Consider the following 18,482-nt stretch of genomic DNA (forward strand, 5'->3'; position numbering starts at 1 on the left):
TCAGCGCCGACAGCATCGACGCGGGCGAGAAAGTGCGACCCGTTGGGAGAAGAGCTTTGTCTGCACCTACTGCAGCACGGTCGACGGCACGTGAGCTGACCATTCGCGCCGTCGTCCTCGGTGGACTCATCACACTCGTGTTCACCGCAGCGAATGTATATCTGGGCCTGAAAGTCGGCCTGACGTTCGCCACGGCCATCCCCGCGGCCGTCATATCGATGTCGGTACTGCGCTACTTCCGGGACCATTCGATCGTCGAGAACAACATCGTCCAGACGATCGCATCAGCCGCAGGTACCCTGTCGGCGATCGTCTTTGTTCTTCCCGGTCTGATCATGATCGGTTGGTGGAGCGGATTTCCGTATTGGACGACGGTCGCCGTCTGCGCGATCGGCGGCATCCTCGGCGTGATGTACTCGATCCCGGTGCGGCGTGCGCTGGTCACCGGGTCGGATCTGCCGTACCCCGAAGGAGTCGCCGCCGCCGAGGTCCTCAAAGTCGGGGAGGCGGCGACCGATCACGAGTCAGACATCGATTCGAAGGGCGTGGACCAGAACCGTGGCGGCATGCGGGCGATCGTGGTCGGTGCACTCGGTGCGGCGCTGTTCTCCCTGCTGGGCTCGCTGAAGCTTCTCGCGACCGAGGCGGCGGTGGCATTCAAGACCGGATCCGGCGCCACGATGGTCGGCGGGAGCCTGTCACTGGCACTCATCGGCGTCGGCCACCTCGTCGGCGTCGCCGTCGGCATCGCGATGCTCGTGGGTCTCGTGATCTCGTTCTTCATCATCCTGCCGATCCGCACGTGGGGCTCCGGGCCCGGTGCAGGCGAGTCGTTGCTCGACTTCGTCGACGGCGTCTTCTCCGACGATGTCCGCATGGTCGGTGCGGGCGCGATCGCCGTGGCCGCCGTCTGGACGCTCGCCACCGTAATCGGCCCCATCCTCAAGGGCATCATCGCGGCGATGGCCAGCGCGAAGACGCGTAGAAGCGGTGCCGACGTGGACATCACCGAGCGCGACATCCCGATTCAGTGGGTCGGGCTGACCGTCGTGATCGCCATGATCCCGATTGGTTGGCTGTTGTGGGACTTCGCCGCCGACTCGCACATCTCCGACTCGCTCGGCGGCATCGTCGCCGTCAGCATCGTTTTCGTCTTTGTCATCGGTCTCGTCGTCGCGGCGGTGTGCGGCTACATGGCCGGCCTGATCGGGTCGTCGAACAGCCCCATCTCGGGCGTCGGGATCCTTGTCGTGCTGTGCGCGGCGTTGCTGATCAAGGTGACCCACGGAGCGACGTCTGACCAGTCGGAGATCGACGCCCTCGTCGCCTACACGTTGTTCACGGCGTCCGTCGTCTTCGGTGTGGCCACCATCTCGAACGACAACCTGCAGGACCTCAAGACCGGCCAACTCGTTGGCGCCACGCCGTGGAAGCAGCAGGTCTCGTTGATCGTCGGCGTGCTGTTCGGTGCGGCCATCATCCCGCCGATTCTGAGCCTGATGAACAACGCGTTCGGCTTCGTCGGCGGTACCAACGCCAATGGTGTCGACGGCACTCTCTCCGCACCGCAGGCGGGCCTGATGTCGACCCTCGCAAAGGGCGTGTTCGGCGGCGACCTGAACTGGGCGCTCGTCGGGGTCGGAGCCCTCATCGGCTGCGGCGTCGTAGTCGTCGACGGGGTGCTCAAGCGCGGCACCTCGCGTCTACGACTGCCGCCGCTCGCGGTCGGAATGGGCATGTATCTGCCGATGTCGTTGACGCTCGTCATCCCGATCGGTGCGTTCATCGGACGTTTCTACGACAAGTGGGCCGATCGTGATGCTGTCGATGCCGAACGGAAGAAGCGCCTCGGCGTGCTCCTGGCGACCGGTCTGATCGTCGGCGAGAGCATTTACGGCGTGATCTTCGCCGGCATCGTGGCGGCGTCCGGCGAGGAGGCCCCGTTGTCGATCCTCGGCGACGGGTACGGCGACTGGGCGCAGATCGTCGGGGTCATCGTCTTCGTTCTGCTTGTCGGCGGCCTGTACCGGTACACGCAGAACCGGTCCGTGCGTGACTTCGCAGCGATGGCCAAGAAGTGATCTGAGGAAGAGCGGGGGCTGGCGAACGCATGGCCGGGGCAGTCGGTAATCTGGGACGGCCCCGTTAGCCAAGTTGGTTAAGGCCCCGCTCTCATAAAGCGGTCATTCGTCGGTTCGAGCCCGACACGGGGCACGTGGGAGATCCGTTGGCTGCGCCAGGCCTGCGCCGTTCGGCGGTCGCGTTCGACCTGGTGGTCGCGGCGTTCGTCGGCTTCGTGGTTGTCGTATCGAACTCGGGTCTCGGTGCTGCGATGTATGTGGCGGGCGGGCTCATCACGCTCGCACTCGCCGCCCGCCGTTTCGCACCGAGCGTGATGATGACGGCAGCGGTCGCTTCGGCCGTCGTGCAGGTCGCGTCGGTTCACGTCACCGCGCTGTCGGTGATGTACGCGCCGATGTTCTTCACCGCGGGAGGCCACCCCGACCGTAGGGTCCGACGGGGATCGTTCGCGGTCGCCGTGGTCGGCTCGATCATTGCGGGCGCGGTTCTCCCGCATGGGTACGGAGACATCGCGCTCGGGGGCGGCTCCGTCGTGTGGGGCACCGCATTCGGAGTGGTCCTGACCGCCGTCGTGGTGGTCGGCGGATGGACGGCGGGTTTCGTCGGCTACCAGCGTCGGAGCGTTGCCGCCGCCGAGGTGAGTGAGACGATAGCCGAACTGGAACGTCGTCGCGTCCTCGACCTCTACGACGAACAGGCCGAGCGGTCACGTCTGGCGCGCGACATGCACGATGTGGTCGCACATTCACTCGCCGTCGTCGTCGCACAGGCCGAAGGCGCCAAATACACGCTCGACGCCGACCCTGACGCGGTGCGCGATGCCCTAGGAGTCATCGCCGACACCGCCCGCGAAGCGCTCGCCGACGTGCGCACGGTTCTCGAAGAGCTCCGCAGCACCGACAGTGTCGGCGACGTCAGCCGAGCCGACCGCGATCAACTGTTCGCGCGCATGCGAGCCGCGGGAATGACCATCGATGCGGACGAGACCGGAACTGCGGACGACGTCGATCCGGTGACCGTCCGAGTGGCCCACGCCGTCCTCACCGAAGCACTGACCAACGCGCTGAAGTACGGAGACCTCACCCAGGCCGTTATCGTTCACCACGACTGGACGATCGGCGCTCGCCTCACCGTCGGTAACGCCGTGGCCGACCGCCCCCTTGCCCCCGGCGGAGCACGCCACGGCATCATCGGTATGACCGAACGCGCCGCTCATATCGGAGGCCGTCTGTCGAGTACCAGCACGCAGGACGGTTGGCTCGTGGTTCTGACCGTTCCCGATCCGAAAGGACCCACCCGATGATCCGCGTCGCTCTCGTCGACGATCAGCCGCTGTTCCGCGGTGGGATCGCGATGATCCTGGAGAGCCAACCCGACATCGAGGTGGTCGCGCAGGAGTCATCGGCTCTTGCGTTGAACGCGATGGTCTCGACAGCTCGGCCCGACGTGATCCTGATGGATGTGCGGATGCCCGGAGTGGACGGAATCACCGCGACATCGGGTCTCGTGCGCGAGTTGGGCGACGACGCGCCGCGCATTCTAGTCCTGACGACGTTCGACGTCGACGAGGCCGCGGCATCGGCCATCGAAGCGGGCGCGAGCGGGTTCGTCTTGAAGGATGCGCAACCGGACTTCTTGCTTGCTTCGGTACGCGCCGTCGCCGACGGAAATCAGGTCGTCGCAGCCTCGGCCACCCGACAGTTGTTCGAACGGCACCGGACTCGTCGGGCGGTCGAACCCGGACCGGAGTACGGCGAACTGACACCGCGCGAACGCGAAATCCTCGTCTTCGCGGCACGCGGACTGTCGAACGGGGAGATCGCCGCGGCCGAATACTTGTCGGAGGCCACCGTCAAGACGCATATCTCGCGAATCCTCGCCAAGCTGGGCCTGCGTGACCGCGTACAACTTGTGGTGTACGCGTACGAGCACGCCCTTGTCTGAACCAGCTCTCGCGTACATCTGAAGAGGTATGCCGAACCAGCCCGTAGAAGGATGTGTTCGTGCAGGTCACAGCCATAACCTAGGTGGCATGAACTCCACAGGACATACCGACACACGATCTCCTTCCAACGGGCCCGTCGCGGCAGTCACCCTCCGCAACGTCTCTCGAACCTATGGCGACCCGGCGAACCCCATTCACGCGCTTCGCAACGTCAGCGTCGATATCAATCGGCGCGAGTTCACCGCCGTGATGGGGCCGTCCGGATCGGGGAAATCGACGCTCATGAACGTCATGGCAGGACTCGACGAGGCGACTGCCGGTCAGATCTGGTTGGGGGCTAATCCGATCGTCGGCCTCGGTGACACCGCGCGAACGATTCTTCGACGCACCACAGTCGGCTTCATCTTCCAGTCGTTCAATCTCGTGCCCACACTGACCGCCAAGGAGAACATCAGACTCCCGTTCGTCCTCGCCGGGCGTCGGCCCGACGCTGAGCAGGAGGCGTGGATCGACCACCTCGTGACCTCCCTCGGTCTTCGTGACCGGCTCGGCCATCTGCCGTCGGAGCTCTCGGGCGGACAGCAGCAGCGTGTGGCCATCGTCCGTGCGCTCGCCGGCCGTCCGACGATCATCCTGGCCGACGAACCGACGGGCGCGCTGGACACCCGGACGAGCCGTGAGGTGCTGACGCTGTTGACGACGGCGGCCCGTGAATACGGTCAGGGGATCGCGATGGTCACCCACGACCCGGTCGCGGCGTCGTACGCCGACCGCATACTGGTGCTGGCCGACGGAGCGATCGTCGGTGAGTACCGGGGTCTCGACCCCCGGCAGATCTCCGACCTGCTCATCACCCTCCAAGGAGCGGCGGCATGAAGGCGACGAGCTCTCGACTGACAGTCGGGTCACTACGTGAACTGACCGCCATCGGCGTCGTCTCCGGGTTATCAGCGATGTACTCGACGACACTGGTCTGCGCGTCGAGCATTCTCGGAGCGGTGGCGAAGGCCGAAGGTGGCAGCGCGGGACCGATCCTCGACGTGGTGGCTGGCGTGTTCATCATGATCGCCCTGTTCGTCTCGGGCGTCGTCATCAGCAACGGTGTCGACACCGTGATCGCGGGCAGGCGACGCGAACTCAGTCTATTGCGCCTGGTCGGTGCGAGCAGCAAGCAGTTGCGCGACTCCCTCGTCAGCGCCGTCGGGAAGGTCGCCCTGGTCGGGGCGGCGGCCGGAGTCGTGACAGGTGTCGCGGGCGCGTGGATCCTGTGCGCGGTCCTGGTGAGCCGGGGAACGCTGCCTCGCGTGCATTACGACGTCCTGCCGCCACTTGTGCTGTTCGGAGCGATCGCAGTGGTCGCGACAGCCGTCGCCGCGGCGTTCGTCGGGTCGCGGTCGGCGCTCTCGAGGGCGAGCGCGGTCCGCACCGCTCGCGTAGCCCGTTCGTGGTTGCGCGATTGTGCGGCCGCCGTGGCCGTCGCAGGCGGAGCGGTCCTGCTCGCCGGAGCGTGCTACTTGGGTGAACAGGCCAGTCAGGCCGGATTCGTCGTCGCCTTCTTCGGTGCGGCGGTTCTCGCGACCGGCATCATGCTCGGTGCGGGACGGATCGTCCCCAGTCTGGTTGGCGCGGTCGGCCGGTTGGTCGGCAACTCGCCGTCTGCGGTGATCGCTCGTAAGAATGCCGTCAGCGACCCGCAGCGGACCACTCGATCCACGGTCGGGCTGCTGATCGGCGTCACGTTGGTGACGACGATCGCCGGCGGGATGCAGGCACTCACCGAGTCGGTGCACAGTTGGGAGGGAATGACCCCCGACGACGTCCGCCAGGCCGAGCAGGTGCTGTCTGTGACCTCGAGCGTGTTGATCGCGATGATCGCGATCTCGGCGGTCATCGCGGCCGTCGGCTTCGTCTCCACGATGTCGTTGACGGTCATCGGCCGCACTCGCGAGATCGGAATGCTGCGGGCGATGGGATTCACCGCCAAACAGGTCCGATCGATGATCACGCTCGAATCGGTGGCGCTCAGCGGCACGGCTGTGGTGTTCGGACTCCTGCTCGGCATCGTCCTCGGCTCGGTCGGCGCACAATCGTTGATCGGCTCCACGACCGACGGATTTGTCATCGGACTGCCCCTGCCCGCTCTCGCTGCGATCGTGGCCTGCACTGTGGCGCTCGTCGTCGCGGCGTCGCTCCCGCCGAGTCGCCGTGCCGTCGCGGTCACCCCAGTCGACGCTCTCGCGGTCGCGTGACCCCGTCTGATCGAGCGCAGGGTTTCTGCGCTCGATCAGACGGGGTCGGACTCGTCAGCGCAGAGCGCGTTCGGCGTCCGGTGATTGTGCAGAGGTCGTCTCGTCGTCGTGCTCCGGGACCCGGAACGGCTCGGGGAGCAGTTGGCCTTCGCCAATGCCTTCCGCTTCGGCTTCCCCACGGACCTTGGTCGACAGGGCACGCTCGTCGACGAACAGAAGTGCGATGAGCGCGACCACCGCGAGCGGTACGAAGAACAAGAAGATCGGCAGGAGGGCGTCGTTGTACGACTCGACGATCGGAATCCGGAGCTGCTCGGGGAGCGAGTCGACGAGTGCGGGGGTCAGACTGTTCTGTCCACCGCCCGAGCCGCCCAGCTTGTCGGCGGCGCCGCCGAGGTTCTCCGTCAACAGGTCCACGAGTCGCGAGGCGAAGATCGAGCCGACGATCGCCGAACCCAACGTGGCACCGACCTGGCGGAAGTAGTTGGTCGCGGCGGTGGCGGTGCCGACGAACGCGCCGGGGAACTCGTTCTGCACGATCAGCGTGAGGACCTGCATGATCAGGCCGAGACCGATGCCGAATACACCGAGGTAGATGCACATCTGCCAGTTCGGCGTGGCCGGATGCATCGACGACAGAAGGGCGAGGCCGATGCCGATGACGACGGCTCCGGCGAGCGGGTACCGCTTGTACTTACCGTGCCGGGAGATCATCTGTCCCGAGATCACCGATGTGATCAGCAGTCCACCCATCATCGGGGTCATGTAGAGACCCGCGACTGTGGCGTCGACGCCCGTGACCATCTGGATGTAGGTCGGCATGTAGCCGATGGCGCCGAACATCGCGATGCCGACCATGAGGGCGGCGACCGTGACCAGCGTGAAGTTCCGGTTGCTGAACAGCTGCATCGGGATGATCGGCATCTGCGCACGCTTCTCGGCGAACACGAAGGCGACGGCGAGGACGATGCTCGAGACGGCGAGACCGATGATCTGCGGGCTGAGCCAGTCGTAGGTGTGGCCACCCCACGTGCACATCAGGACGAGCGTCGTCGTCGCAGCTGCGATGAGGACCATGCCGAGGTAGTCGAGCTTCGGACGGTTCGCGTGCTGCGGCTTGGGCAGGCGCATGAAAATGACGGTCGCGATGATGGCGAGTGCGCCGAGTGGAATGTTCATCCAGAAGGCCCAGCGCCAGCCGGGTCCTTCGGTGAGCCAGCCGCCCAGGAGCGGACCGGCGACCGAGGCCACGGCGAAGACCGCGCCCATGAAGCCCATGTAGCGCCCGCGCTCGCGAGGGGAGACGACGTCGGCGATCGCGGCCTGAGCCAGAATCATGAGGCCACCGCCGCCAAGGCCTTGGATGACGCGGCCGACGATGAGCCACAGGATGTTGCCTGCGAGTGCGCCGACGACGGAACCGACCATGAACACGCTGATCGCGAACAGGAGAGCGGGTTTACGTCCGACGAGGTCGCTGATGCGGCCGTAGACCGGCATCACGATCGTCATCGCGAGAATGTATGCGGTGATGACCCACGTCATCTGGTCGACGCCGTTGAGTTCGCCGACGATTGTCGGCAGGGCCGTCGACAGGACGGTCTGGTTGAGGGATGCCAGGAGCATCGTGATCATCAGGCCGATGAACAGCAGGATGACGTTCTTCTTGGACATCCCGGTCGGGTTGTCGTCGGTGTCCGGCGGTTTGGCTGCGGACGCGGCAGCGGAGGTCATATGAGGTCCTTCATCATTGTCTTGAAGATGTCGATAGCGTCGGCCAGGGAGGACGAATCGGGGCTGTCGGCGGCGTCGGGGTCTCGGGAGTACGCAAAGCGAATGATCGCCGTCGCGAGTAGCAGCAGGGCCGATGCCCGGTCGGCCTCGTCGCCGTCGTAGCGCTCGGCGAGAGCCTTGGCCAGAAGGTCGTGGGCGCCGATTGCGTAGTGCTGGGCCCTCGCCTTGAGTTCGGGGTGCAATCGGACCAGTTCGCGTCGCTCGGCTGGCCGATTCTTTACGTGTCGGACGCTCGAAGCCACTGAGAAGACGACGCGCACCGCGTGTTCGAGCTGGTCGGGGCTGTCGAAGAGGTGATCGACGGCGTCGTCTGGGATCGTCGGCGAACCCACTCCGAGTACCGCGTCCTCTTTCGTCGCGAAGTAGTTGAAGAACGTCCTACGAGAAACGCCTGCCCGATCGGCGATGGCACTGATCGTCGTCTCGAGGAGGCCGTTCTCCTGAACGAGGTCGATGGCCGCGTCGTGCAGACGGCGCAACGTTTCGGCGCGTTGCCGCTCGCGGAGTCCTACCTGATCTTTTTGCACTAGTGCATTATTGCACGGGTGCAAATTATGAAGCAACGATTGTGATCGACGAGACTCGTGGGAATCACGAGGCGGACCGACGAGTTGACACCGATGTGAATCCATCAGCGGGCCAGGGTGCGCGGCGGCGTGTCGTCGTGATCGGGGCGGGGCAAGCAGGCCTGTCTGCCGCGTACTTCCTTGTACGTGCGGGTCTACGGCCGGGGATCGACGTCGGAGTGCTCGACGCGAACCCGACTCCGGGCGGAGCGTGGAGTCACCGATGGGACGCCTTGACGTTCGACCACGTCAACGGCCTGCACGATCTCCCCGGCTCCTCGCTCGGCGACGCAGCGCCCGATGAGCCTGCGCGGGAGGTGGTCAAGCGTTACTACGGGCGGTTCGAGAGGGACAAGGGCCTCGACGTTCAGCGGCCGTGGCGCGTTCGGTCGGTGGAGTCCGCAGAAGGTGAGATGGATGGCGAGCACACGACTGGGTTTCGCGTCGTCGCCGAGGGGCCGGAAGGCGACAGCCGGGAGTATCTCGCAGGGGCGATCATCTCCGGGACCGGAACCTGGGACCAGCCGTACGTGCCCTGGTATCGCGGTGCCTTCGACGGAAAGCAGCTCACCACCCGCGATTTCACCGAACCCGATGACTTCCTCGGACGACGGGTGCTCGTCGTCGGAGGCGGCATCTCAGCCGTCCAATTCGTGCAACTCCTCGATGAGAACGGAGTCGACACGTTGTGGTCCACCCGGACCGAGCCGCGTTGGCGCGAGTGTCCATTCGACACCGAAGCCGGACTCGGCGTGGAGAACCGCGTCGCCGCTCGAACCCGCGCAGGGCTGCGGCCGCGGAGTGTCGTCGCCGAGACGGGGCTGCCGACGACGCCGTCGGTGCTCGACGCGATCGATCGGGGAGTGCTCGTCTCGCGGGGACCGCTGGGTGCCCTCACTGCCGACGGCGTCGACTTCGCGGACGGAACTCATGAGGCGGTCGACGCGATCCTGTGGGCCACCGGTTTCCGCGCTTCACTGAGTCACCTCGCGCCGCTCGGCGTGCGAGAACGCAGCGGCGGCGTTCTGATGGCCGACGACGATGTGAGCGTTCTGAAAGCTCCGGGCCTGTTCCTCGTCGGATACGGCCGCAGCGCGTCCACTCTCGGCGCGACCCGTGCCGGGCGACGGGCCGCGCGTGCGGCGGTCCGGTACACCTCACTCGAGCGTGACGCCAAGGACCGGAAGAGTCTGTCCAGCTTGTCCTGATAGACGTCCGGGCACGCTGTAGTTGGGCCGTGACTGCTTCAAGCCTGTCGCCACGAGCGTATGGCCCGCTGCAGCACGGTGCTACAAGCCGACGGCTACTTCGCGGATGTCAACGCGTCGAGGACCCCGGCGAGCCTCGTGCGGGCGCCCTCAGTGATCGCCCCCAGCCCGGCGGTGCCGGTGAACTCTTCCATGATGCCGGGGTCCATGATCTCCGCCATCCGCGCTGACCACGACATTGCACGGCAACTGGGCGGCCGCCCGTGGATCGGCTGTCAACGCCGCGTGTGCGAGTTGTGGACGGCACGCGCCGAGGATGATCGTCGGCAGGGGATACGAGAGTATTTCGACGCCTCGCCCCGGCCCCGGCGTCACTCGTCGGTCGAGAGGACCTCGGTCACGAAAGCCGTTACACGGTGCGACATCTCGGCGACCTTCGTGGAACGGACCGCAGTGAGATCGGTGCCCTTGTGATAGGCGGGCGGGAGTTTCCGCGCGCGTTTGGGGCAACCGAGGTCTTCACAGACGAGCGTGCCGATGGTGTCTCCGCGTCGTCCGCGGGGTCCGGTTCTACGTACCGAGTAGAGGATCGCGTCGTGCGAGAGTTCGACGTCCCGGCACCACGCGCACATGGCGCGGCGACGTGGTTTGGCTTCGGCCCGGTTCAGGATCAATGCGACGAGCTCGTCGTCGTGCTCGACGACGAGATATGCCCGACGCGGGATCTTGCGGTCGCGCCAGCCGTAGAACTCGCGGTCGGCGAAGTCGACGTCGTCGAAGTTGAACGGGAACGTGACCTTGGCGATCTCGCTCTTGGTGGCGCCGCGGAACGCGGACAGAATCTGCTGTTGAGTGGGAGTGCGCATGAAAAGACGACCTTCTCGCGTCAGAGGAGTGATGAGGGTATGCGTCAACAGCCGATCGCGTTGGATCGGCTGCGGGGCGGGCTCATCTGGAAGCGGCGCTGCGCGCGCCATCAGCTCCCGTTACTCGGTCGGACACGGAGGCCAGAGTAGGCGCGTGACGGTGGTGTGTCGAATGCATTCTCATGAAGGGCGCGCTACGGACATGCTGTTATCTGTGGATTTCGCTGTGGCGCGGGCGGCGAGCATGTCGTAGATGCCACGGAAGCGAACCATCACGACGACGAGGAGGGCGGTCGCGCATGCACCGAGCATCGGTGGCAGTTGGCTCGTGGTGCCGGTGAGTTCGGTGGCGAGAACGAGGCCGGTCACCGGGGCGTGAACGCTCACAGCGAAGAACGAGGCCATGCCGATCAATGCCAGGGCTGCGGGGTCGGGGGCGCTTGCGGGGAAGAGGCCCGCAGCGATAAGGCCGACGATCGGTCCGCTGTCGGCGCCGAGGACAAGCATCGGGGCGAATAGCCCGCGTGCCTCGGCGGGCAGTCTGCTGCGATCGGCGAACCGGGGACTGGCCATGATCGCTTTGTTGTATGCGACTCCCAGCATCCCGGTGACGATGCCGACGAGCAGGATCCATCCGGCATTGGGCATATGCGGGTCGTGCAGTTCCGGCATGGCGAGGTCGGTGTCCGAGCCGGCGATCGGGTTGGCAACGACGAATCCCGCTGCAGAAGCGATGAGCGTCGCGATCGACCCACCGATCTGCACGGACGGCCCTCACGTCCGAGCGCCATGCCTGCGCCGATCGATAACGGCCCGCCGACGCGTCTCCGCGGAGGCGCGACAACAGGTCGATCACGAGTGTGAAGCTCGCGGCGATCAGTCCGGTCAAGGCGCCGACGGCCGCCGCGGTGAGGCTGAACCCGACAAGGCCTCCGGCCGACTCTCCGGTGTCGTCGACAGGGCGTCTGGTCATGCAGGCCTATCGGACGGCGAGTGTCGTCTGCCGTTCGTACGCCTTCCTTGCGTCCCCATCGACGTCGCCAGAGAAGGAGATCACTATGTCCGCAATGGCGAAGGCACCTCGGTGAGTCGCGTAGTACATCATCGTGTCGCGCGGATGGTCGAACTTCATGACCGTCGTCTCGGCTGTCTGGGCAGCCGACATGCAATGCGCCTCCGGACATTCGGAATCGGTGACATCGTGCAGATCTGTCGCAGGCAACCCGGCCTGGACAAAGCGGTCGACGATCTGCGCAGGCGTCGCAGGCTCGAGAAGTGCTGCGGCGGCGCTGGTCTGAGGCTTCGTTGTGGACCCGTGGTCGGGCTGAGAACGGTCGTCGCCCGATGAGCACGCCGCCGACGCTGCCATCAGGACGCAGGCGGCGGAAGCGGCGATCAGGCTCTTCCATCCGGATCTCATACTTGCAGTATGCAACAGCCGTTCACCGCGGGGCGCATGCGGGATCACCGGACCGAGTGGACTCAGACAGTTCCGACAGTGTGGGGCCACTGGCATCGGGGCTTAAATGCCCGGCATCGGGGCGGACGTTCGAACGGTAGCGTGAGAAGCAGAAAACCCGCTGTCGCCAGCGGGTCTGCTTGCTCCCCCAATTGGATTCGAACCAATAACCGCTCGATTAACAGTCGAGTGCTCTGCCGTTGAGCTATGGGGGATTGCTCTTTCCGAACCGGTTTGAAACTCTAGCCTATTGGTCCCGGCAGGTGCAAAACGCCTGGACAGTCCCGGATCGACTGAGGGCGACGAACGCGGTGTCGAGAATCGAACGGAGTTCAGTGCATCTGACGGCGATGGTTGGCACTACATTGGGGCGCATGTCTTCCACCACCGGCGACGATCCGACCGCACCTGACGACGACGACTTTCTCGCGGCGAACCGGGCTGAGCGTGCGAAGATCCGTGCCGAGGAGTCGCGGAAGTCGGAGAAGAAGGAATCGTCGGTGCCGGGGGACTCCGGAGCAGAGGGGGCAGTTGTTCTCGGCATGCACCGAACCGGTGCGCTGGTTCCATCGCTGATCGCCACGGTCGTGGTCCTCGCGGTGGCCGCCGCCGTGTTGGCTTACCTGGCGTTCGGGTCGAGTTCTGACGACTCCGATGATCTCGACCGTGCGGGCGCGCTGCGGGACGCCAAATCGTACGCGGCTCAGATGCTGACGTACGAGACGGGAAAGTACGACGATCTCGACCGACGGATCCGCGCGATCTCCACGCCCGAGTTCGCCGACACCTACATCAAGTCGTCGCAGCAGGCGCGCGCAGCGAACGACGCCGCCCACGCCTCGTCGAAGGGGAGTGCCCAGACAGCGGGCATCGTGTCGATAGGAGCCGATGAAGCCGTTGTGCTCGTGGCGCTCGACAACACAGTGACCAGTCCGCAGGCCCCTGCGCTCGGCGAAGGCAATGGCGCGTACGAGTCGCGAGTGAAGCTCACGCTCAGCCAGGACGACGGGAAGTGGCTCGTCTCCGACTTTGAAGTGGTCTGATCTCGGGGAGTTCTACCCGGCAGCGCCTGCGCCGCTTTCGCCGAGTAGCACCGCGGCCGACACTGCCGCGACGGTCGGTGCATCGACGCCGGGTCGGCCAGTGACCAGATCGCTTGCCAGATTGAGGCTTGCGTGCACCAGATAGCGTGCGGCGGCACTCGTCAGTTCGGGTCGTGCACGCACCACCCATGTGGCCCACTCGTCGACCGTCGTCCGTTGTTGGCGACGCAACGCGCGCAGGTCGTTGTCGTCGAGTGCGCCGGCTCCCGACAGATAGACCGCCATGATGTCGGGGTCGTCCACGCACAGCGCGCTGTAACGGCTTGTCAATTCGACCAGAGCATCGCGCGGGGTCTGCGCCTGTGACAGGGCAACGGCGACCGCGTCGGTCGTCCGGTCGGCGGTCCGCCAGCACGCTGCTGCGAGAATGGCTGCTTTTGACTCGAAATGGCGGTACACGCCGGATGCGGGGAGGCCGACCGCTGCGCCGATGTCTTCGACCGTCACCTCGTGGAAACCCTGCCTTGCGAACAACGCTACGGATGCAGCGAGGATCGACTCGCGACGTCCGATCGGGGTCAGGCCCGGCGGGTGCGCGAACACCGGTGCGGGATCGGGAAGCTCGACGCCGATGAGCGCGACCGCTGCGGTCGAAACCAGTTCGGTCGCGGCACGTCGACCCATCGCGATCCGATGTGTCGCCGGACTGGCCGCGATCGACAGTGCAGCGACGGCGAGCAGGTCGGCAGTCGGGCGGTCGAGGGTGGGTCGGGCGGTCTCGATCAGCATTCGCAGTCGGCGGTGCAGGCGGATGCGGACCTCGCGGGTGCGGGTGCGATCGGCATCGTCGAGGACGCGTCGTTCCCAGCGGTACAGATTTCCGCCCCGGCGGTGCTCCATCACGGTGTCGGTGAACGCGGCGAGAACCGCCGCCAGTTCGTGCCTCGGCTCGTCGTGACGGGGGACCGCAGAGATCGCGGAATCGACATCGGTCGACTGTCGGTCAACAGCGGCGGCGAACAGCTCGTACTTGGTCGAGAAGTGTCGGTACAGAGCGGGTGTGGAGATGCCGACCTCAGAAGCGATGTCGGTGAGACGAGTACCTGCATACCCGCGCACGCCGAACACCTCGGACGCGGTCCGTAAGACGATCTCGCGCCGGTCGGTGCGGCGAGTGCGAGATCGGCCCACGGCGTCGTCCAACGGTGTCCGAGCGGTCATAGTCGGACATCGTATCGAATGGCGGGTAAACATGACTCGGAATGACGATTCGTCACATAATGGCACGTGAAGATCACTTATGGTTGAATCAAGTTAACGAGCATTCGCATGACCTCGGTCACTCTCGATGGTACGGTGTTGGCAATTCACAAACGGCACGTATCCGATACGAGGTGTGATGATCGGCGAGACCCGACATGTAGACGGAGTGTGGGACGGTATCGACGACGACGGTGTCGCGCGCATCGAGATCGATCGTCCCGGGCAGATGAACGCTCTGGACGGAGCAGCGTCGGCCCGTCTCATCGAACTGTGCGGCCAGTGGGCCGACCGCTCCGACGTCCGCGTCGTAGTCGTCGCGGGCCGTGGCGGATCATTCTGTGCGGGGGCGGATGTCGCCGGGATGGCCACCGATGCGGCGGCCAGCGGCGGTTTCGATGAGACGCAGGCGCGTGCCATCATCGAGAACGGCTCCCATCTCATCGGCGCGTTCCGTTCGCTGACTGTGCCGGTGATCGCCGCGGTCGACGGACCTGCCGTCGGAATCGGCGCGTCGCTGGCCGTAGCGGCCGACCTGGTCTACGCGACGGCGCGGTCGTACTTTCTGCTGGCATTTGTCAACATCGGTCTGATGCCCGACGGCGGAGCCACCGCGCTGTTCACCGCATCGCTCGGACGTGCCCGCGCCAACGCGATGGCGTTGCTGGGGGAGAAGCTGCCCGCTCGTGAAGCCTACGACGCCGGTCTTCTCACCGCTGTAGCCGATGACGAAGCGGGTCTAGGAACCCTGGTCGACCGCGCGGTGTCCCGGCTTCTGCGTAAGTCGCCGACGGCGCTCGCTGTCACCAAGGAGGCGCTCGACGCGCACGCGTTGGCCGACTACGACGATGCGATCGACCGTGAGATCGCCGGGCAGACGCGTCTGTTGCAGTCTTCCGAATTCCACCGAGCGCTCACCGGATTCGGCGACCGCTGACCGCTTGCATCGACCCCGACCGAAGAGTCCGCGCGCCGCGCACAACACCGAGGAGTACCCCATGACCGACGCCCTGGGCTTCGCCCTGAACACCGAGCCGCTGCGCTCTCGCCGCAACCACTGGAACAATCAGGTCCGCCGCCACTCGACGATGATCCCGGACAGCGGAGCCCTGCGGTTCCTCGGTGCGACCACGACGTGGCGCGAGCTCGACGAGCGCACGCACGCCCTCGCGGCCGCCCTGCATCGTCGCGGCGTCGAGTTCGGCGACCGAATCCTCATCTTGATGCTCAACCGCAGCGAGTACGTCGAGACCGTCCTCGCCGCCAATCTCATCGGGGCGATCCCGGTCCCGGTCAACATTCGTATGACGCCCCCGGAGGTCGGCTTTCTCGTCTCGGATTCGGGCGCCAAGCTCATCGTCACCGAGACGATGCTCGCGCCGCTCGCCGACGCCGTGGTCAGCGGCACCGGCGCCATCGACCACACGATCGTCGTCGGCGGGGCGCAGAACGACAGCCATCTCGACTACGAGGCGCTCGTCGCCGAAGACGGGTCGGATCTACCGGAGATCGACATCCCGGAGGACACCGTCGCGCTGATCATGTACACCTCCGGCACCACGGGAAAGCCCAAAGGGGCGATGCTCACCCATCAGAATCTGCAGGCGCAGGCGTTGAACACGCTGCAGGCGTTGAGTACGAGCGCTGAGGACATCGGGTCGTGCGTTGCGCCGATGTTCCATATCGCAGGCCTCGGTGCGATGACCCCGTTGATTTATATCGGGGCGCTCTCGGTGATCCACCCGCTCGGTGCGTTCGACCCCGACGACATGCTCGACACTCTCGAGCGGGAGGGCACTACGTCGATCTTCCTGGTGCCTGCGCAGTGGCAGGCCGTGTGTGCCGCGCAGCAGGCCAAGCCGCGCACACTCAACCTGCGTGTCATCTCGTGGGGCGCTGCACCCGCGTCTGACACTGTTCTCACAGCGATGAACGAGACATTCCCAGACGCGCTGAACATCGCGGTCTTCGGTCAGACCGAGATGTCGCCGATCACCTGCGTTCTCGAAGGCAAGGACGCGCTGCGCAAGATCGGCTCCATCGGGCGAGTGGTCCCAGGTGTCACCGCGCGGATCGTCGACCCCGAGATGAACGACGTGAAGCGAGGTGACATTGGTGAGATCGTGTACCGCGGCCCCAACATGATGTCCGGTTACTGGCAGAACCCACAAGGGACGGCCGACGCCTTCCACGGCGGCTGGTTCCACTCGGGCGACCTCGTCCGCGAGGACGAGGAGGGCTTCCTCTATGTCGTGGACCGGGCCAAGGACATGATCATCTCCGGCGGAGAGAACATCTACTGCGCCGAGGTCGAGAACGTCCTGTACGGGCACCCCGGGATCGCCGAGGCGGCGATCATCGGTCGCGCCCACGATAAGTGGGGTGAGGTGCCGGTGGCCGTGGTCGTACTCGCTGAGGGGGTCGACGACCTGACCATTGAGGATCTGGAACCGTACCTGAACGAGAACCTGGCGCGTTTCAAGCACCCGAAGGATGTCGTCGTCGTCTCTGAGCTGCCGCGCAACGCGGGCGGCAAGGTCGTCAAGCCGACTCTGCGAGCCGAGTACGGGAGCAAGGACGAGGGCCTCAAGGGGTAGCACGACGCCGGTGGTCCACTGCCGCGAGGCGAATTGGAACACGTTCTAGATTTCTTTCTGAAACGTGTTCCAATTTTCGTCTCAGCTGACTACCCTCACAAAGGGAGCGCGAAGCCGCGCGCAAACATTAGTGATCTGACGTAGCCGATTCAGGCGAAGCGAGGTTGTGAAGGTGAAGACGAAGGGCGCGCTCCTGCGGGAGCTCAACCAGCCGTGGAAGATCGAAGAGATCGAGATCGGTGACCCGAGACCCCATGAGATCAAGATCCGAATGGAAGCCGCGGGCATGTGCCACTCGGACCATCACTTGATGACCGGCGGAATCCCCATGGCCGGTTTCCCGATCCTCGGTGGGCACGAAGGCGCGGGAGTCGTCGAAGAAATCGGTGACGGCGTCACTGATTTCGAGGTCGGCGACCATGTGGTCCTGTCGTTCATACCGTCGTGCGGCAAATGTAAGTCCTGTAAGGCCGGCGTAGCCAATCTCTGTGACTTCGGTGCCATGCTCCTGCAGGGCGAAGCGGTCTCCGACAACACCTTCCGCATTCACACCGCGGACGGAGAGAACGTCTACCCGATGACGCTTCTGGGAACCTTCTCGCCGTACATGGTGGTCCACGAAGCGTCCGCGGTGAAGATCGACAAGGACATTCCGTTTGAGATCGCCGCGCTCTGTGGCTGCGGCATCCCCACCGGTTACGGTTCTTCCACCCGCAGCGGCGACGTTCGTCCAGGTGAAGACGTTGCGATCATCGGTGTCGGCGGAGTCGGCACGGCGGCACTGCAGGGCGCCGTCATCGCGGGCGCGCGGAACGTGTTCGCCATCGATCCCGTCGAATGGAAGCGCGAACAGGCGCTCAAGTTCGGCGCGACCCATGCGTTCGCGTCCGTCGAGGAGGCCATGAACGAGATCGGCAACGCCACCGAGTGGGGCATGTGCCAGAAGGTCATCGTCACGGTCGGCGAGGTATTCGGCAAGGACGTCGACACGTGGCTGTCGATCACCGCTAAGAACGGCACGTGCGTTCTCACCGGTATGGCCAACATGGTGGAGAATCAAGTCACGTTGAACCTGTCCATGCTGACTCTGCTGCAGAAGAACCTGCAGGGCTCCATCTTCGGCGGCGCGAACCCGAAGCTCGACATCCCGAATCTGTTGTCGATGTACAAGATCGGCAAGCTCAACATCGCCGATATGATCACCCGCGAGTACACGCTCGACCAGATCAACGAGGGTTACACCGATATGCTCGAGGGCCGCAATATCCGCGGCGTCATTCGGTACACGGATGCCGATCGCTGAGTAGTGGATGGAGGCGGTCGGGCGAGGTGTCCTGACCGACGAACGATGCGAGGCCCGCCGAGCGGTGGGCCTCGCATCGTCTTCGCTGCATCGTCTGGGTAACGTCGGTA

The 18,482-nt window shown here is 65.2% G+C and carries 17 protein-coding genes, 2 tRNA genes and 1 pseudogene; 11 read left to right on the top strand and 9 right to left on the bottom strand.

What is annotated here, in order from left to right:
- The first annotated feature begins 56 nt into the window (after window positions 1–56).
- The 6 genes from ACTIMF_RS02225 (at window position 57) to ACTIMF_RS02250 (ending at window position 6,276) form a co-directional block, all read left to right on the top strand.
- Complete coding sequence (locus ACTIMF_RS02225; protein WP_442348644.1) at window positions 57–2,081, top strand: OPT family oligopeptide transporter; 2,025 nt, start codon at window positions 57–59, stop codon at window positions 2,079–2,081.
- 58 nt (window positions 2,082–2,139) lie between these two features.
- Window positions 2,140–2,214 (top strand) — tRNA-Ile (locus ACTIMF_RS02230).
- A 13-nt stretch (window positions 2,215–2,227) separates the two neighbouring features.
- Window positions 2,228–3,385: a sensor histidine kinase gene (locus tag ACTIMF_RS02235; protein WP_442348645.1), complete on the top strand. Its 1,158-nt coding sequence runs from the start codon at window positions 2,228–2,230 to the stop codon at window positions 3,383–3,385.
- Window positions 3,382–4,026 (top strand): response regulator transcription factor, encoded by a 645-nt coding sequence (locus tag ACTIMF_RS02240; protein ID WP_442348646.1) that lies wholly within the window; start codon window positions 3,382–3,384, stop codon window positions 4,024–4,026. Before ACTIMF_RS02235 ends, ACTIMF_RS02240 begins: the two co-directional genes overlap by 4 nt.
- An 88-nt stretch (window positions 4,027–4,114) precedes the next feature.
- Window positions 4,115–4,903: an ABC transporter ATP-binding protein gene (locus tag ACTIMF_RS02245; RefSeq protein ID WP_442348647.1), complete on the top strand. Its 789-nt coding sequence runs from the start codon at window positions 4,115–4,117 to the stop codon at window positions 4,901–4,903.
- The gene (locus ACTIMF_RS02250; RefSeq protein ID WP_442348648.1) at window positions 4,900–6,276 is read left to right on the top strand and encodes an FtsX-like permease family protein; all 1,377 of its coding nucleotides are present in this window, start codon (window positions 4,900–4,902) and stop codon (window positions 6,274–6,276) included. The genes ACTIMF_RS02245 and ACTIMF_RS02250 overlap by 4 nt, the downstream gene beginning before the upstream one ends.
- A gap of 54 nt (window positions 6,277–6,330) precedes the next feature.
- On the opposite strand, the gene ACTIMF_RS02255 is transcribed toward ACTIMF_RS02250, so the two are convergent.
- Window positions 6,331–8,010 (bottom strand): MDR family MFS transporter, encoded by a 1,680-nt coding sequence (locus ACTIMF_RS02255; protein WP_442348649.1) that lies wholly within the window; start codon window positions 8,008–8,010, stop codon window positions 6,331–6,333.
- On the bottom strand, window positions 8,007–8,597 hold the full coding sequence (locus ACTIMF_RS02260; protein ID WP_442348650.1) for a TetR/AcrR family transcriptional regulator: 591 nt from the start codon (window positions 8,595–8,597) through the stop codon (window positions 8,007–8,009). The genes ACTIMF_RS02255 and ACTIMF_RS02260 overlap by 4 nt, the downstream gene beginning before the upstream one ends.
- A gap of 95 nt (window positions 8,598–8,692) precedes the next feature.
- On the opposite strand from ACTIMF_RS02260, the gene ACTIMF_RS02265 reads away from it, so the two are divergent.
- On the top strand, window positions 8,693–9,844 hold the full coding sequence (locus tag ACTIMF_RS02265; protein WP_442348651.1) for a flavin-containing monooxygenase: 1,152 nt from the start codon (window positions 8,693–8,695) through the stop codon (window positions 9,842–9,844).
- Between the two features lie 95 nt (window positions 9,845–9,939).
- On the opposite strand, the gene ACTIMF_RS02270 is transcribed toward ACTIMF_RS02265, so the two are convergent.
- The 6 genes and pseudogenes from ACTIMF_RS02270 to ACTIMF_RS02295 all read right to left on the bottom strand — a co-directional run bounded on the left by ACTIMF_RS02270 (window position 9,940) and on the right by ACTIMF_RS02295 (window position 12,384).
- A complete protein-coding gene (locus ACTIMF_RS02270; RefSeq protein ID WP_442348789.1) occupies window positions 9,940–10,065 on the bottom strand; it encodes a hypothetical protein in 126 nt (41 codons plus the stop codon).
- Window positions 10,066–10,111: 46 nt separating this feature from the next.
- Window positions 10,112–10,219, bottom strand: a pseudogene (locus ACTIMF_RS02275) (hypothetical protein); the annotation flags it as partial.
- Window positions 10,216–10,710: an FBP domain-containing protein gene (locus ACTIMF_RS02280; protein ID WP_442348652.1), complete on the bottom strand. Its 495-nt coding sequence runs from the start codon at window positions 10,708–10,710 to the stop codon at window positions 10,216–10,218. The gene ACTIMF_RS02280 and the pseudogene ACTIMF_RS02275, both read right to left, overlap by 4 nt.
- A gap of 180 nt (window positions 10,711–10,890) precedes the next feature.
- Entirely contained in the window at window positions 10,891–11,475 is a 585-nt protein-coding gene (locus tag ACTIMF_RS02285) for a chloride channel protein (RefSeq protein ID WP_442348653.1), read from the bottom strand.
- A gap of 214 nt (window positions 11,476–11,689) precedes the next feature.
- Entirely contained in the window at window positions 11,690–12,130 is a 441-nt protein-coding gene (locus ACTIMF_RS02290) for a hypothetical protein (protein WP_442348654.1), read from the bottom strand.
- Window positions 12,131–12,312: 182 nt separating this feature from the next.
- A tRNA-Asn gene (locus ACTIMF_RS02295) sits at window positions 12,313–12,384 on the bottom strand.
- 159 nt (window positions 12,385–12,543) lie between these two features.
- Between ACTIMF_RS02295 and ACTIMF_RS02300 the strand changes: the two genes are divergently transcribed.
- Window positions 12,544–13,212, top strand: coding sequence for a hypothetical protein (locus ACTIMF_RS02300; RefSeq protein WP_442348655.1), 669 nt, complete (start codon window positions 12,544–12,546; stop codon window positions 13,210–13,212).
- Between the two features lie 12 nt (window positions 13,213–13,224).
- On the opposite strand, the gene ACTIMF_RS02305 is transcribed toward ACTIMF_RS02300, so the two are convergent.
- Window positions 13,225–14,433, bottom strand: coding sequence for a TetR/AcrR family transcriptional regulator (locus ACTIMF_RS02305; protein WP_442348656.1), 1,209 nt, complete (start codon window positions 14,431–14,433; stop codon window positions 13,225–13,227).
- Between the two features lie 178 nt (window positions 14,434–14,611).
- On the opposite strand from ACTIMF_RS02305, the gene ACTIMF_RS02310 reads away from it, so the two are divergent.
- From ACTIMF_RS02310 to ACTIMF_RS02320, 3 genes are all read left to right on the top strand, one after another.
- Window positions 14,612–15,409: an enoyl-CoA hydratase-related protein gene (locus tag ACTIMF_RS02310; RefSeq protein WP_442348657.1), complete on the top strand. Its 798-nt coding sequence runs from the start codon at window positions 14,612–14,614 to the stop codon at window positions 15,407–15,409.
- Window positions 15,410–15,470: 61 nt separating this feature from the next.
- Window positions 15,471–17,069 (top strand): fatty-acid--CoA ligase FadD5, encoded by a 1,599-nt coding sequence (fadD5, locus tag ACTIMF_RS02315; RefSeq protein ID WP_442348658.1) that lies wholly within the window; start codon window positions 15,471–15,473, stop codon window positions 17,067–17,069.
- 172 nt (window positions 17,070–17,241) lie between these two features.
- Window positions 17,242–18,372, top strand: a complete 1,131-nt coding sequence (locus ACTIMF_RS02320; protein ID WP_442348659.1) for an NDMA-dependent alcohol dehydrogenase — start codon at window positions 17,242–17,244, stop codon at window positions 18,370–18,372.
- The last annotated feature ends 110 nt before the right edge of the window (window positions 18,373–18,482 follow it).

This window comes from Gordonia sp. (in: high G+C Gram-positive bacteria) (assembly GCF_052106715.1).
Lineage (GTDB): Bacteria > Actinomycetota > Actinomycetes > Mycobacteriales > Mycobacteriaceae > Gordonia.